The organism is Marinobacterium sp. xm-d-579, assembly GCF_013282935.1.
In the GTDB taxonomy this organism is placed as follows: Bacteria; Pseudomonadota; Gammaproteobacteria; order Pseudomonadales; family Balneatricaceae; genus Marinobacterium_E.
Window position 1 is genome coordinate 325971 of the sequence record NZ_WBYP01000002.1, and the last position, 14147, is coordinate 340117.

Consider the following 14147-nt stretch of genomic DNA (forward strand, 5'->3'; position numbering starts at 1 on the left):
ATTATCTCCTTACTTCCTAAACATGCGAAGCATGCGTTGTGTTACGGCGAAACCGCCCACAATGTTGATGCTGGTAATGAACACAGCCAATCCGGCAAGCGCCATCACCACTGGATTGTCACTTGAGATCTGAATTAAAGCGCCAATCACAATAATGGAACTGATTGCGTTGGTGACAGACATCAATGGTGTGTGCAGTGAGTGCGATACGCCCCAGATAACCATGTATCCGATAAAACATGACAATACGAATACGGTTAGGTGGCCAATGAACTCAGGTGGAGCAACAGAACCCAATCCAAATAGAGCGCCACCGGCGATCAGTAGAGGGATCAGGAACGCAAGTGGGTGAGCCGGTTTTTCAACCTCTGGCTCAAGCTCTTGCTTCGCTTTAAGGCCGACGTCCTCTTTAGGTGCAAGCGAGATACGAGGCGCTGGTGGTGGCCAAGTGATGTTGCCCTCTTTGACAACCGTCGCACCACGAATCACCTCGTCTTCCATGTTGATGTCGATTTCGCCGTTTTTCTCTGGGCAAAGTTCAGTCAACAGGTTCAACATGTTAGTTGCATAGAGCTGAGAGGATTGCGCTGCAAGACGGCTCGGTAGGTTGGTGTAGCCGATGATAGTGACATCGTGCTTCTTAACCACTTCGTTAGCGACGGTAAGTTTACAGTTACCACCCGCTTCCGCTGCAAGGTCAACAATGACAGAGCCAGGCTTCATGTTAGCGACCATACGCTCAGTGATCAGCTCAGGTGCCTCTTTGCCAGGGATCAGTGCGGTAGTGATAATGATATCCACTTCTGCAGCCTGAGCCGCGAATAGATCCATCTCTGCTTTGATGAACTCAGGGCTCATGGTCTTAGCGTAACCGCCAGAACCGCTGCCATCTTCGTCATCTTCGAAATCGAGCATCAGGAATTCAGCATCCATCGACTCAACTTGCTCTTTAACCTCAGGGCGAGTATCAAATGCACGAACAATGGCACCCATGCCTTTCGCAGCACCGATAGCGGCAAGACCGGCAACACCGGCACCGATAACCAGTACTTTAGCTGGGTTGATTCGACCTGCTGCGGTGATCTGACCAGTGAAGAAGCGACCGAAATGCTGCGCTGCTTCAACAACAGCACGGTAACCCGCGATGTTAGCCATTGAAGATAGGGCGTCCATCTTCTGTGCACGTGAAATACGTGGTACAGAGTCCATAGCCAGTGCATTGATACCATGATCAGCCATCTCTTTGAGCATCTCAGGGTTCATCGCTGGGTATAGGAAGCTGATGATGGTTTGATCCTTCTTCATCAACTCTACGCCATTGAAACCAAGTTCAGGGTGGGCTTTAGGTGGGCGAACCTTCAGGATAATGTCTGAATTACCCCATAGCTCTTTAGGATCTTTAATGATCTCTACACCAGCTTTCTCATACTCTTCGTCCGCATAGCTAGCATCTGCGCCAGCGCCGCTTTCCATCGAGATGTCGAAACCCAGCTTTTGCATTTTAACTGCAACGTCTGGAGTGAGGGCGACGCGTTTTTCGCCTTCTTCGTTCTCGCGGGGTACACCGATTCTCATCGATTTCACCTCTCTTATAGTATCCACCCGAGGATGGCTGTTGATAACCCTGGCTCAGCATAGAAGCTAAGCCTATATAATATGGCCATTCCATAACTAAATAGAATTAACCTAAAACTAATCTTTATAATCTACTACGAAAGTTATTAATAACCAAACTGAATTAACTTATACGGATTATTAAAATTTTTCAGGATGCTTAAGATTTAGCTTAATTCTCTTCTTATTGGGATGTAATTTAATCAACAAGAGGTAATAAAAAAGGAGCCGAAGCTCCTTTTTAAAAAGACGCACTGTTCGAAAACAGGGCTTACATGATGCGCATTCCTGGCTGAGCGCCGGCATGGGGTTCTAATATCCAAAGATCCTTACCGCCAGGTCCAGCCGCTAGTACCATCCCCTCAGACATTCCAAACTTCATCTTACGCGGTGCAAGGTTAGCGACCATAACGGTCAGTTTGCCTTCCAAGTCTTCTGGAGCATAGGCCGATTTGATACCTGCAAAGACATTGCGTGTCTCATCGCCTAGATCAAGCGTCAATCGAAGGAGTTTGTCAGCACCTTCAACATGCTCAGCTTTAGCGATGCGAGCGACACGAAGATCGACTTTGGCAAAGTCTGGAAATTCGATGGTCTCAGCAATGGGCTCTTTACTAGGCTCAGCCTTTTTAACAGGCGCAGCGGCTTGTAGATTCTGTTTTGAATCTTCGATGACCGCCTCGATCTTTTCAGGCTCTACACGCTGCATAAGCGGCTTGAACTTGTTGATCTTTTGGTCCAGTAGAGGTGTTTGAATCTCATCCCAAGCAAAGCTTTCAATATTAAGGAAGCCTTTAGCTTGTTCAGATACCTCTGGAAGAACTGGAGTTAAGTAACTAATGATCACTCGGAATAGGTTAATGCCCATGGTACAGCAGGCTTGAACCTCAGCCTCTTTACCTTCCTGCTTAGCCAATACCCAAGGCTCAGCTGCATCAATATACTGGTTGGCTTTATCGGCTAATGCCATGATTTCGCGCATCGCTTTGGCGTACTCGCGCTTTTCATAAGCATTTGCAATCGAATCACCAGCGGCAACTGCTTCGTTATAGAGCTCTGGTTGAGCCAGTGTGCTATCCAGTTGGCCATCAAACTTCTTAGTGATAAATCCTGCACAACGGCTCGCAATGTTGATGACTTTGTTAACTAGATCGGCGTTAACACGAAGACGGAAGTCCTCTAAGCTTAAGTCGATGTCATCAATACCTGAGCCCAGTTTCGCTGCAAAGTAGTAGCGTAGATACTCTGGACGTAGGTGTTTCAGGTAGGTCTCGGCCATAATAAAGGTGCCACGAGACTTAGACATCTTCTGTCCATCGACTGTCAGGAAACCGTGACAGAAAACCCCTGTTGGTGTTCTAAATCCTGCACCATGCAGTTCAGCAGGCCAGAATAGGGTGTGGAAGTAGGCGATGTCTTTACCGATGAAGTGATAGAGTTCAGCGCTGCTATCTTCTGACCAGTACTCATTGAAATCGACGCCATTTTTATCCGCCCAATTTTTAAAGCTAGCCATGTAGCCGATGGGAGCGTCCAACCAAACGTAGAAGTATTTGCCAGGGGCGTCAGGAATCTCAAATCCCCAGTAGGGCGCATCACGTGAGATATCCCACTGTTGAAGACCGGATTCGAACCACTCATTCAGCTTGTGTTTCATCTGATCCTGAACGTGTGTGTCTACCCAGCCTTTAAGGAAGGATTCGAAATCTTCAAGCTTAAAGAAGTAGTGCTCAGACTCTTTCTCGATCGGTTTTGCACCTGATACAGCAGAGTAGGCATTTTTCAGTTCAGTCGGGGCATAGGTTGCACCACACTTTTCACACGAGTCGCCGTACTGATCTTCCGCACCACATTTTGGACAGTCACCTTTGATGAAACGATCCGGAAGGAACATCTCCTTTTCAGGATCGTACGCTTGAGTGATGGTGCGACGAGCAATGTGACCTTTATCTCGTAAACGCGTGTAGATCAGTTCAGAAAACTGCTTGTTCTCTTCCGAGTGCGTCGAGTAGTAGTTGTCGAAGTTGACCAAAAAACCTGAGAAGTCACGCTGGTGCTCTTCACTGACTTTGTCGATCAATGCTTGAGGTGAGATACCCATCTGATCCGCTTTCAGCATGATCGGTGTACCGTGAGCATCATCTGCACAGACGTATGTACATTGATGGCCGCGCTGCTTTTGGAAGCGAACCCAAATATCGGTTTGGATGTATTCAACTAGGTGGCCCAGGTGAATAGGTCCATTAGCGTAAGGCAGGGCACTGGTAACAAGAATCTTGCGATTAGAATCAGTCATCTAGGTTAATCACTATCTACTACGAAAAAATTGAGCGTCGATTTTACGCGTTTACTTCGATTGATTAAAGGTCTCAGGTTTGGTCACTACTCAATGCACTGTTACACTGCGCCCCAATTACTCTTTTTAGACGTTTAAAGGCACCCATTGCATGTCATCTTTACCGGTTATTGATCCTGCCCTCTACGAACAGCAACTTGCTGAAAAAGCAGAAACAATGCAGCAGTTATTCTCAGAGTTTGATCTTCCCGAGCTCGAGCTGTTTCGCTCCCCACCAGAGAACTACCGTATGCGAGCAGAGTTTCGAGTTTGGCATGATGGTGATGAGATCGACTACGTGATGTTTGAACCGGGAGATAAGCGCAAACCGGTCAAGGTGACAGAATGCAAAATGGTCGATACGCGCATTGAATCGATGATGTTCGATTTTCTCGAGCGTTTAAAAGGTGACGTTGAGCTGCGTAAACGTCTATTTCAAATAGATTTCCTAGCGACCTTAAAAGGGGAGCTGTTGGTCAGCATGCTCTACCACCGCGCGATCGGAGAAGAGTGGATTGAGGCGGCAAAACCCCTTCGTGAAGAGTTTGGCATTGATATTGTAGGCCGTTCACGTAAAAACAAGATTGTGTTGGATCGTGATTTTGTTATTGAAACGATTCAGATCAATGGTCAGCCCTTCACCTACAAACAGACCGAAAACAGTTTCACCCAACCCAACGCTAAGGTGTGTGAACAGATGATCGAGTGGGCGTTGGATGCAACTCAAGATGCTAGGGGCGACCTGGTGGAGTTCTACTGTGGTAACGGTAACTTCAGTCTGCCGCTAGCGCAGAACTTCGATCGAGTTGTCGGTACTGAGATCTCTAAAGAGTCGGTACGCAGTGCGCAGTACAACATTGAGGTAAATGGTGTTGAGAACGTCTCTATTTTGCGCCTCTCTTCAGAAGAGTTTACTGAAGTACTTCAAGGCACTCGTACTTCTCGTAGAACCGAAGGGTTGGATCTGACCAGCTTTGATTTTCAAACCGTACTGGTTGATCCGCCTCGTGCAGGTTTAGATGCAGAGACCGTTAAGCAAGTGCAGACCTACCCGGCGATTGTCTATATCTCCTGTAACCCTGAAACCTTAAAAGAGAATTTAGAGATACTGTCTCAGACTCACGACGTGCAGCGTTTTGCTCTGTTTGATCAGTTCCCATACACCCATCATGTCGAATGTGGCGTATACCTTACTAAGAAGGTCTAGTTAATCGATCCTCTTTTTGAAATAATCCTACTAAATTACTTGGTTATTATGTTTGGGTGGTACCGTGTCTCAGAAACTTGAAAATCTTGCGGGTGTTAAAAAAATTGTCGCGATCTCCTCTGGTAAAGGCGGAGTGGGTAAGTCGACGGTCACAGCTAACCTGGCAGCTGCTCTATCTGTACAGGGTCTTCGTGTCGGCGTGTTGGATGCTGATATTTACGGTCCCAGCCAAGCAATGATGTTTGGTGTACCTGCAGGTACTCGCCCGAAAACAGCTGAAGAGAAGTACTTTATTCCCGTCGTCGCGCACGACATTCAGACTATGTCGATCAGTTATTTGATCGATGAAGATACACCTATGGTGTGGCGTGGTCCCATGGTAAGTAGTGCGCTTCAGCAGCTGTTGATGCAGACACAATGGGATGATTTGGATCTTCTGCTGATCGATATGCCGCCTGGTACAGGTGACATTCAATTGACGCTGTCGCAAAAGGTACCGGTCGATGGTGCCATCGTCGTAACCACGCCTCAGGATATTGCGCTGCTTGATGCCAAGAAGGGCATTGAGATGTTCCGTAAGGTCGATATTCCAGTGCTAGGCATCATTGAAAACATGAGCGTGCACGTCTGTTCAAACTGCGGTCATGTTGACCCCATTTTTGGGGAAGGTGGCGGTGATAAGATGGCAGAGCAGTATCAAACCAAGCTCTTGGGTCAGTTACCTTTGGCAATGCCAATTCGCGTGCAGGCCGACTCGGGCACACCCATCGTCATTGCCGAACCTGAATCTGAGTATGCCAGCCTCTATCAAAGGGTTGCGGCTTCCGTCAGTGAAGTGCTTGCCAATCACACACAGGCTGAGGCGCCTTTCATCAACATCATGGATGATTGATGTGTAAAGAAAAGGCTCTATTTCTGGAGCCTTTTTTGCTATTATTTCGCGGTTTTCTTTTTAGGTGATAAGTAATGGGTATCAAAGCCGATAAGTGGATCCGTCGCATGGCGGAACAGCAACAGATGATTGATCCGTTTGAGCCGGGTCAGGTTCGTGAAGTGAATGGTGAAAAGATCGTCTCATACGGTACGTCTAGCTACGGCTATGATGTTCGTTGTGCTGACGAGTTTAAAATCTTCACCAACATCAACTCATCGGTTGTCGACCCTAAAGACTTCAACAGCGAGAGCTTTGTTAATGTGAAGTCGGATGTCTGTATCATCCCGCCAAACTCCTTTGCACTGGCTCGCACTGTTGAATACTTCAAGATCCCCCGTGATGTGCTAACAATCTGCTTGGGTAAAAGTACCTACGCACGTTGTGGCATCATTGTGAACGTCACACCGCTCGAACCAGAGTGGGAAGGTCACGTGACACTTGAGTTCTCTAATACCACGCCGCTGCCTGCTAAGATCTATGCCAACGAGGGTGTAGCTCAGATGCTCTTTATTGGCGGTGATGAAGTGTGTGAAGTCTCCTACGGTGATCGTGGTGGTAAATACCAGGGTCAAACGGGTGTGACCTTACCACGCACTTAATATGCAAGAACAAGTCGATAGTATTAAAGCCTTTTGGGATGATCTTGCGATTACCCTAGATGCCCTTCAACACGCCACGCTCGAGCAGCTCGCTGAGCAAGGTGAGCGTGTGCTTATGGATTACAGACCGACACTGAAAGAGATCGACTCTAACCTGACGTTCCATTTTGAGCGTAATCAAGAGGATGGTCCTGTTCAGTTGGTCTTTGGTTGTGATGGCTACCCAGAGTCGATTCACAGTGTGTTAACACTGGTCGGTGCTGCGCCTAAACTGAATGGCTTCCAAGTACGCGCCTTCAATGAGCGTCATGATCCTGTGCCACGCACCGTCGATCTGGGCGGAGAGCTCTGTGAGATCAACGACTACTGGTATTCACTGCGCACCATCAATGGCAAGTTAGAGCTCGCAATCTACATGGAAGATGCACCGACCGTGCTCGATATGGATCCGCGAGTTGAGGCAGTCATGATTCTACTGGATGCGCTGATTGGTGAGTACGAGATTATGGTGCGAATTTGGGCCTTGGATTGGTATGAACTTCCAGCCTGTCCACGTGATTTTGGGCTATCGCCGCTATCCCAGCTCAGATCTGAATTTGATCAGATTAAATCTGACATTAAACCCATTGGTATCAATCTGCACTAATATGAGTGACAAGTTGACCGAACTGCTTGATGACCTTCGCGAAGCCTATCTCAAAGAGATGGAGGCTAACGGCCACAGCTACCCCTTTAAAACGGCTCACCAGCTTGCTCATAGGCGTTTAGCCTTGCCAGCTGACGAGTTAGTAGAGCTCATTCAATCAGCGCCACGCCTGTTGGCTTCACGTGCCGGTGATCTGATCGAGAGTGAAGAGGAGGGTGCAAACCCGACCATCGGAGCGATCATCAGTGCCAATCTTGTGGCGGCGGGTATGGATGGTCTAATGATGGTTGCGACCAAGCGCGACTGGTTAGAGCGTGATGAGCATGGCGATCTGTTGGTTGATGCGCATGAACTGGACCTCTGCAAACCCGTTTTAGGTGTCGATTACACGAAAACCCCTAAAGAGTTCGTTCCGCAAAGTGGACGGAGTCAGCTCTCTGATCTGTTCGCTGCGGCTGAAACAGCCTTCGAAAGTGCGCTGAGCAGTGAGACGATGGATGCCTATCAGCTCAGTCTTAAAATTGCGTCGGACTATGCTGTTTTTGCTCCAGATGATTTGGCACCGCTGTTGGCCGAAAACCCTTTAATGTTGGGGTTACGAAACGATGGATTGGTGGATCCCGAGATGTTCAATCAAGATCCACCCGCTGGCATGATTCTTAGTGCACATCTGACTGAGATGATGGTAGCTCAAATGGTGGATCATGCCATTGAAAAGGGCGCCATCGGAATGGATTCAGAAGGTCAGCCTCTATTTGTCGATGATGAAGAGCCACCGACACTGCATTAATAAGGTTGGGTTAGATTGGCAGTTTTCGGCTGAGCAGCGCCGCTGCTAAAACCATAATCGCAGATCCAGCAAGGCAAGCCACTAGCCCCGCAACGCCTAATCCAGTCCACTGAAACAGTGCACCCGATAGCAGGGTGCCGATCAAGCGCCCCATGGCATTAGCCATGTAATAGAACCCCACATCTAACGAGACACCGTCTGCTTTGGCATAGCTAACAATTAAATAGCTGTGAACGGCTGAGTTGAGGGCAAAGATCAGCGCAAACAGCGCTAAACCCACCATTATGACCCAGGTGGGCTCGACCTCTGCGAAGAGTAGAGCAGCAATCGCGGTTGGAACTAGGGTTAACAGGGCTGCTAGTGTGACGGCTCGGTCACGACTGGGTGGGTGCTCTCTGTTATTCAGCAGTTTTGGCGAGGATGCTTGAATAATACCGTAGCCAATAATCCACATTGCCATAAACGCCCCAGTTGCCTCTTCACCCCAGTTAAGGGTATCGGCAAGAAAGACGGGCAGTGCAATCACAAACCAGATATCTCGTGCACCGAATAGAAAGAACCGGGCAGCAGAAAGTCTATTAACGGAGTCACTTTTAGAGAAAATCTCTCTGAATTTAGGTTTGTAGCTCGCTTTACCTAACTCCTTTTTTAGCAGCAGTAGAGAGCTGATCCAGACAATCAGTAAGACCGCGGCCATCGCGGTAACCGCCCCTTGAAACCCTAGCCAGACTAGCAGGGCACCACCCATAAAGAAACCCACACCTTTTAGCGTGTTTTTCGATCCTGTAAGCAGTGCGACCCATTTAAACAGTGAGCTTTCGGCGTTTTCAGGAACCAGTTGCTTGATGGCACTTTTCGCACTCATTTTATTCAGATCTTTAGCAATGCCGGAAAGCGCTTGGGCGGCCATCACCCAGGGAATGGTGAGATAGGCTGAAGGAACTGCTAGCATGGCTAGTGCGCCAATCTGTAAGGCGAGCCCAATGTTCATGGTCCTATTCAGGCCAATACGAGCTCCGAGCCAACCACCAACTATATTGGTGACGACCCCAAAGAGTTCGTAGAAGAGGAATAGAAAGGCGATCTGAAGAGGAGAGTAACCGAGTTGGTGGAAATAGAGCACCACCAACATACGAAGGGCGCCATCCGTGAGGGTGAACGCCCAGTAATTACCCGTAATTAGCAGGTACTGACGGACAGCACCATTCATACACTTAACCTTCTAGCCAGCTATCAAGAGACTCAATGTCTGCAGGGCTAAGTGTACCTAGAGTAGATTTCATTTCTGTGACAAGCGCGATGTGATCGATACGCGCTTCAGCGTAGTCTGTTTTAGCAGCGTAGAGTGCGGTTTCAGCGTTAAGTACATCAACGATGTTACGTGTGCCGACTTCAAACCCTTGTGAAGTTGCTTCTAGAGCTTTTTCACGAGATTCCAGTGCGACTTTGCGAGCTTCAACGGTTTTAACACTCGCTTCGATGTCACGCAGTAATTTGCGGGTGTCGGCTTTAACCGTTTTAACTTCACCTTCGTAAGCGAAAAGTGCTTCGGTGTGTTTGTAGGCGTACTTGTCTTGGTTCGCAGTCGTTTCAAAACCGCTAAAGATCGGAATGCTTAGCGTTAGTGATGTGTTGTAATCACCACGTGTTTCATAAGCAGTATCACCGCTCAGTGCGTTGTAACGGAATGATAGAGTTGGCAGGTGAGCAGATGCATAGGCTTCTGCTTCATAGCCGGCTGAAATCTCTGACAATTTCTTCAGACGAAGGGCGATATTACCCGCCAACGCTTTCTCTACCCACTCTGATTCTGACCCTTCAGTAATGCCCTCGATAGGGTAACTCGCTTTAATCTTCTTAAGATCGACACTGCTAACGCCCGTCATCTTCTCCAACGAATCGAGAGCACTTTCGACACCGCTCTGTGCTGTAAACAGGGATGCGCGCGCATCATCATAAGAGGCGCGAGCTTCTAGCACATCGGTAATCGCAATTAAGCCCACTTCGAACTGTGCGTTCACCTGATCTAGACGGCGTTTCAATGCTCGCTCCTGCGCTTCAGCGACCTCTAGACCGTTTTTGGCTTTAAGAGCACCAAGATAGGTCGAGACAAGGCGGAACATCAAGCCCTGATCAGCAGCCTCTATAGAGAGCTGAGTGATCTCTGGCAGCTGATTGGCTGCTTTATAACCGTACCAAGCGGGCATACTGAAAAGAGTCTGATCGATCGTCAGAGTCATGCCTTTAGTCGTAGAAGAGTTGCCTGAAGGGTTCGATGTAGATCGAGTAGCGGTCATACCAACCGTTGGGTAGAGATTAGACAGTGCGATGTCATACCCAGTCTCTGTTGCTAGTGCAGATGCGCGACTCTCTTGGTAAGAGGCGTCATTTTTAAGGGCGCTGTTGTAAAGATCGGTCAAAACACCAGCCTGTGTTGACGCTGAAATCAGGGTGGCAATCGAAATCGCAAGTGACTGCTTTGCAAAGCGAGCGTTCATAAAAGATCCTGTTTAATTCGTTAAATGGTCATTGAAGGCTATATTAGCAACTTCTAAATTAATAACAAAGGTCTGTACATAAAAAAACCGGATACGAGATCCGGTTTAGTGTAGTTCAGTTAGACCTGTTTAGGCGAGTGCTTTCGCGATTCGCTCTATCGCATCGGCCAGTATCTCTTTGCTAGTTGCAAAGGAGAGGCGCATATTGCCAGGCGCGCCGAATGCAGAACCAGGTACCAGTGCTACACCAGCTTCCTGAAGTAGGTATTCAGCCAGTTCAATATCATCATTGATATCTGAACGAGCATCGATGACACCTTGGAAGCTTGGGAATGCGTAGAAAGTGCCATCGGCAGGGATGCACTCAACACCTTCGATTTTGTTCAGTTCTGAAACGACAAATTCATGGCGCTCTTTGAAAGCAACAACCATCTCAGCAACACAACCCTGATCGCCTTCCAGTGCAGCACGGGCCGCTTCCTGTGCAATTGAACAAGGGTTTGAAGTCGATTGAGACTGCACCTTTTTCATCGCGCCGATGAGTTTAGCGGGACCTGCGGCATAACCGATACGCCAGCCCGTCATAGAGTAGGCCTTAGAGACACCGTTCAAGACGATGGTGCGATCGTAAAGCTCTGGTGCTGCATTAAGAATGTTCACAAAAGGTTGGTCATTGAAACGAATGTGCTCATACATATCATCCGTCGCAATCAGAACCTCTGGGTACTCTTTCAGTACGTCAGCCAGCGCTTTCAGCTCATCAAGCGTGTAAGCAACGCCTGTTGGGTTTGAAGGGCTGTTAATAACAACAAGACGAGTCTTGTCCGTTAGAGCCGCTTTTAACTGCTCAGCAGTCATTTTAAAACGCTGTTCCTGAGTCGTTGGAACAATGACCGGCACACCGTCAGAGACCAGAACCATATCAGGGTAAGAGACCCAGTAGGGTGCTGGGATTACTACTTCATCACCTTCATTGATCAATGCCAGTGATAGGTTGAAAAAGCTCTGTTTACCGCCTGATGAGACCAGAATCTGGTTTGGCTCGTAAGAGAGGCCGTTGTCTTTTGAGAACTTCTCAATAATCGCTTTTTTAAGCGCTGGTGTACCATCGACAGCGGTGTATTTGGTCATACCCTTGTTAATGGCTGCAATAGCAGCGGCTTTGATGTGTTCAGGAGTATCAAAGTCAGGTTCACCTGCACCTAGGCCAATAATGTTTTGACCAGCAGCACGAAGCTCAGCAGCACGGTTAGTGACAGCCAGAGTAGGTGACGGCTTAATGTTGTTGACGCGGTTAGAGAGTCGAACGTCCAATCGAAATATCCTCAAAAAACGAAATGTTCGTGTGGCTTTTATAAAGCGTTGCACATTATATAGGAGTTTGAGTTCCGTTATAATCCCCTGAAACCCTTATAACTCCGCGTTTTTTAATATTTTAGGTCTGATGAATGAAAACTCCGTTTAAAGTCTCATCCAAATTTGAACCTGCAGGGGATCAGCCAACGGCGATTGCAGGCCTAGTGGATGGTTTGGAGTCGGGTCTTGCGTCGCAGACTCTATTGGGTGTGACCGGTTCGGGTAAGACCTTTACCGTTGCCAACGTCATTGCTGAAGTTCAACGACCTACGATCATATTGGCGCACAACAAAACCCTAGCGGCCCAGCTATACGGTGAATTTAAGGAGTTTTTTCCAAATAATTCGGTAGAGTATTTTGTCTCCTACTACGACTACTACCAACCTGAGGCCTATGTTCCATCGTCGGACACCTTCATCGAGAAAGATGCGTCGGTTAACGATCACATTGAGCAGATGCGACTCTCTGCAACCAAGGCTCTGTTAGAGCGAGACGATGCCATCATCGTGGCCACCGTCTCAGCCATTTACGGTTTGGGTGACCCTAAATCCTATTTGGCGATGATGCTCCATTTAGACCGGGGCGATCGAATTGATCAGCGCGGGTTACTGCGTCGACTGGCGGAGCTCCAATACACACGAAACGATATTGATTTGCACCGTGGTACCTATCGCGTCCGAGGGGATGTGATCGATATCTACCCAGCAGAATCGGATCGTGATGCGCTTCGCATTGAACTGTTTGACGATGAGATTGAGGAGCTCGCCTGGTTTGATCCGTTAACCGGTGAAGTATTGCGTCGCGTGCCGCGTGCAACGGTCTACCCTAAAACCCACTATGTTACTCCGCGCGAGACACTGCTTGAGGCGGTCGAGCATATCAAAGAGGAGTTGCGAGAGAGGCTCAAGCAGCTTCGCGACAACAACAAGTTGGTGGAGGCGCAGCGGTTAGAGCAACGCACGCTCTATGATATTGAGATGATCCTCGAGCTAGGTTACTGCTCAGGTATTGAAAACTACTCGCGTTACCTGTCAGGCAAGCCTGCCGGTGCACCGCCACCGACACTGTTCGAGTACCTTCCAGATAATGCGTTGTTGGTGATCGATGAGTCTCATGTCACCGTTCCGCAGTTGGGTGCTATGTATCGTGGTGACCGTTCACGAAAAGAGACGCTGGTTGAGTACGGTTTCCGCTTACCCTCAGCGCTGGATAACCGACCGCTTAAGTTTGAAGAGTGGGAGCATCTAGCGCCCCAAATGATTTTTGTCTCTGCCACGCCCAGCAAATATGAAGCGGCTAATGCTCAAGCGATTGTTGAGCAGGTGGTTAGACCGACGGGCTTAGTCGATCCAGTGGTTGAAGTGAGGCCGGCTCAAACGCAGGTCGATGACTTGCTTGGGGAGGTACGGAAAACCGTCGCTAAAGGTGAGCGAGTTATTGTAACTGTGCTGACTAAGCGGATGGCCGAGGATTTAACAGAGTATCTAGCGGAACATGATGTCAAAGTGCGCTATTTACACTCTGATATCGATACCGTGGAGCGTGTTGAGATCATACGAGATCTTCGAATAGGGGAGTTTGATGTCCTTGTTGGTATCAACCTGCTGCGTGAGGGTATCGACATGCCGGAGGTCTCTCTAGTGACGATTCTTGATGCCGATAAAGAGGGCTTCTTACGATCGGATACCTCTATGATTCAGACCATTGGGCGGGCCGCGCGTAATGTAAATGGTCGTGCGATTCTCTATGCTGACCGAATTACCGGTTCTATGCAGCGCGCGATGGATGAAACCGCGCGCCGTCGTGAAAAGCAGATCGCTTTCAACGAAGAGCACGGCATTACGCCAAAAGGCATTCAGAAGTCCGTTGCTGACATAATGGAAGGGGCAACCATTCCAGGTAAGAAGGTGGGTAAACAGTCGGCTCGTAAAGCGGCCGAACCAACCCCAGAGTACCAGCTCTCTGCCAAAGCGATGTCGCCTAAAGAGCTCTCTAAAGCACTGTCGACACTGGAAGATAGAATGTATGAAGCTGCGAAAAACTTGGAGTTTGAAAAGGCGGCTCAGCTACGCGATCAGTTGGAACAGTTGAAGCACTCGGCAATTGATACCGGACAAGACTAGCCTCTAAAATATTGGATCGGTCTGTTGGAGCGGTCTTGCAAAGGC

The 14147-nt window shown here is 48.4% G+C and carries 11 protein-coding genes; 6 read left to right on the forward strand and 5 right to left on the reverse strand.

Annotated features, from left to right (window positions below; all coding sequences use genetic code 11):
* Positions 1-9: 9 nt before the first annotated feature.
* Entirely contained in the window at positions 10-1575 is a 1566-nt protein-coding gene (locus tag XMD579_RS05260) for a Re/Si-specific NAD(P)(+) transhydrogenase subunit alpha (protein WP_173480873.1), read from the reverse strand.
* Positions 1576-1885: 310 nt separating this feature from the next.
* On the reverse strand, positions 1886-3910 hold the full coding sequence (gene metG, locus XMD579_RS05265) for a methionine--tRNA ligase (RefSeq protein WP_173505991.1): 2025 nt from the start codon (positions 3908-3910) through the stop codon (positions 1886-1888).
* A 151-nt stretch (positions 3911-4061) separates the two neighbouring features.
* On the opposite strand from metG, the gene trmA reads away from it, so the two are divergent.
* The 5 genes from trmA to XMD579_RS05290 all read left to right on the forward strand — a co-directional run bounded on the left by trmA (position 4062) and on the right by XMD579_RS05290 (position 8125).
* Positions 4062-5156 (forward strand): tRNA (uridine(54)-C5)-methyltransferase TrmA, encoded by a 1095-nt coding sequence (gene trmA / locus XMD579_RS05270; protein ID WP_173480875.1) that lies wholly within the window; start codon positions 4062-4064, stop codon positions 5154-5156.
* A gap of 64 nt (positions 5157-5220) precedes the next feature.
* Positions 5221-6048, forward strand: a complete 828-nt coding sequence (gene apbC, locus XMD579_RS05275; protein WP_371731518.1) for an iron-sulfur cluster carrier protein ApbC — start codon at positions 5221-5223, stop codon at positions 6046-6048.
* A 74-nt stretch (positions 6049-6122) separates the two neighbouring features.
* On the forward strand, positions 6123-6689 hold the full coding sequence (gene dcd, locus XMD579_RS05280; protein ID WP_173480876.1) for a dCTP deaminase: 567 nt from the start codon (positions 6123-6125) through the stop codon (positions 6687-6689).
* 1 nt (position 6690) lies between these two features.
* A complete protein-coding gene (locus XMD579_RS05285; protein ID WP_173480877.1) occupies positions 6691-7335 on the forward strand; it encodes a hypothetical protein in 645 nt (214 codons plus the stop codon).
* A 1-nt stretch (position 7336) separates the two neighbouring features.
* Entirely contained in the window at positions 7337-8125 is a 789-nt protein-coding gene (locus tag XMD579_RS05290; RefSeq protein WP_173505992.1) for a hypothetical protein, read from the forward strand.
* Between the two features lie 10 nt (positions 8126-8135).
* Here the strand turns inward: XMD579_RS05290 and arsJ are convergent, their stop codons facing one another.
* The 3 genes from arsJ to XMD579_RS05305 all read right to left on the reverse strand — a co-directional run bounded on the left by arsJ (position 8136) and on the right by XMD579_RS05305 (position 11937).
* Entirely contained in the window at positions 8136-9335 is a 1200-nt protein-coding gene (gene arsJ / locus XMD579_RS05295; RefSeq protein WP_173494418.1) for an organoarsenical effux MFS transporter ArsJ, read from the reverse strand.
* A gap of 4 nt (positions 9336-9339) precedes the next feature.
* Positions 9340-10623, reverse strand: a complete 1284-nt coding sequence (locus tag XMD579_RS05300; RefSeq protein ID WP_173494419.1) for a TolC family outer membrane protein — start codon at positions 10621-10623, stop codon at positions 9340-9342.
* Between the two features lie 129 nt (positions 10624-10752).
* Positions 10753-11937 (reverse strand): pyridoxal phosphate-dependent aminotransferase, encoded by a 1185-nt coding sequence (locus tag XMD579_RS05305; RefSeq protein WP_173484498.1) that lies wholly within the window; start codon positions 11935-11937, stop codon positions 10753-10755.
* Between the two features lie 134 nt (positions 11938-12071).
* On the opposite strand from XMD579_RS05305, the gene uvrB reads away from it, so the two are divergent.
* Positions 12072-14102, forward strand: coding sequence for an excinuclease ABC subunit UvrB (gene uvrB / locus XMD579_RS05310; RefSeq protein ID WP_173505993.1), 2031 nt, complete (start codon positions 12072-12074; stop codon positions 14100-14102).
* Positions 14103-14147 lie beyond the last annotated feature (45 nt).

Coding starts and splice junctions, on each gene's coding strand:
- XMD579_RS05260 (WP_173480873.1), bottom strand. CDS start 1,575: ATGAGAATCGGTGTACCCCGCGAGAACGAAGAAGGCGAAAAACGCGTC.
- metG (WP_173505991.1), bottom strand. CDS start 3,910: ATGACTGATTCTAATCGCAAGATTCTTGTTACCAGTGCCCTGCCTTAC.
- trmA (WP_173480875.1), top strand. CDS start 4,062: ATGTCATCTTTACCGGTTATTGATCCTGCCCTCTACGAACAGCAACTT.
- dcd (WP_173480876.1), top strand. CDS start 6,123: ATGGGTATCAAAGCCGATAAGTGGATCCGTCGCATGGCGGAACAGCAA.
- XMD579_RS05285 (WP_173480877.1), top strand. CDS start 6,691: ATGCAAGAACAAGTCGATAGTATTAAAGCCTTTTGGGATGATCTTGCG.
- XMD579_RS05290 (WP_173505992.1), top strand. CDS start 7,337: ATGAGTGACAAGTTGACCGAACTGCTTGATGACCTTCGCGAAGCCTAT.
- arsJ (WP_173494418.1), bottom strand. CDS start 9,335: ATGAATGGTGCTGTCCGTCAGTACCTGCTAATTACGGGTAATTACTGG.
- XMD579_RS05300 (WP_173494419.1), bottom strand. CDS start 10,623: ATGAACGCTCGCTTTGCAAAGCAGTCACTTGCGATTTCGATTGCCACC.
- uvrB (WP_173505993.1), top strand. CDS start 12,072: ATGAAAACTCCGTTTAAAGTCTCATCCAAATTTGAACCTGCAGGGGAT.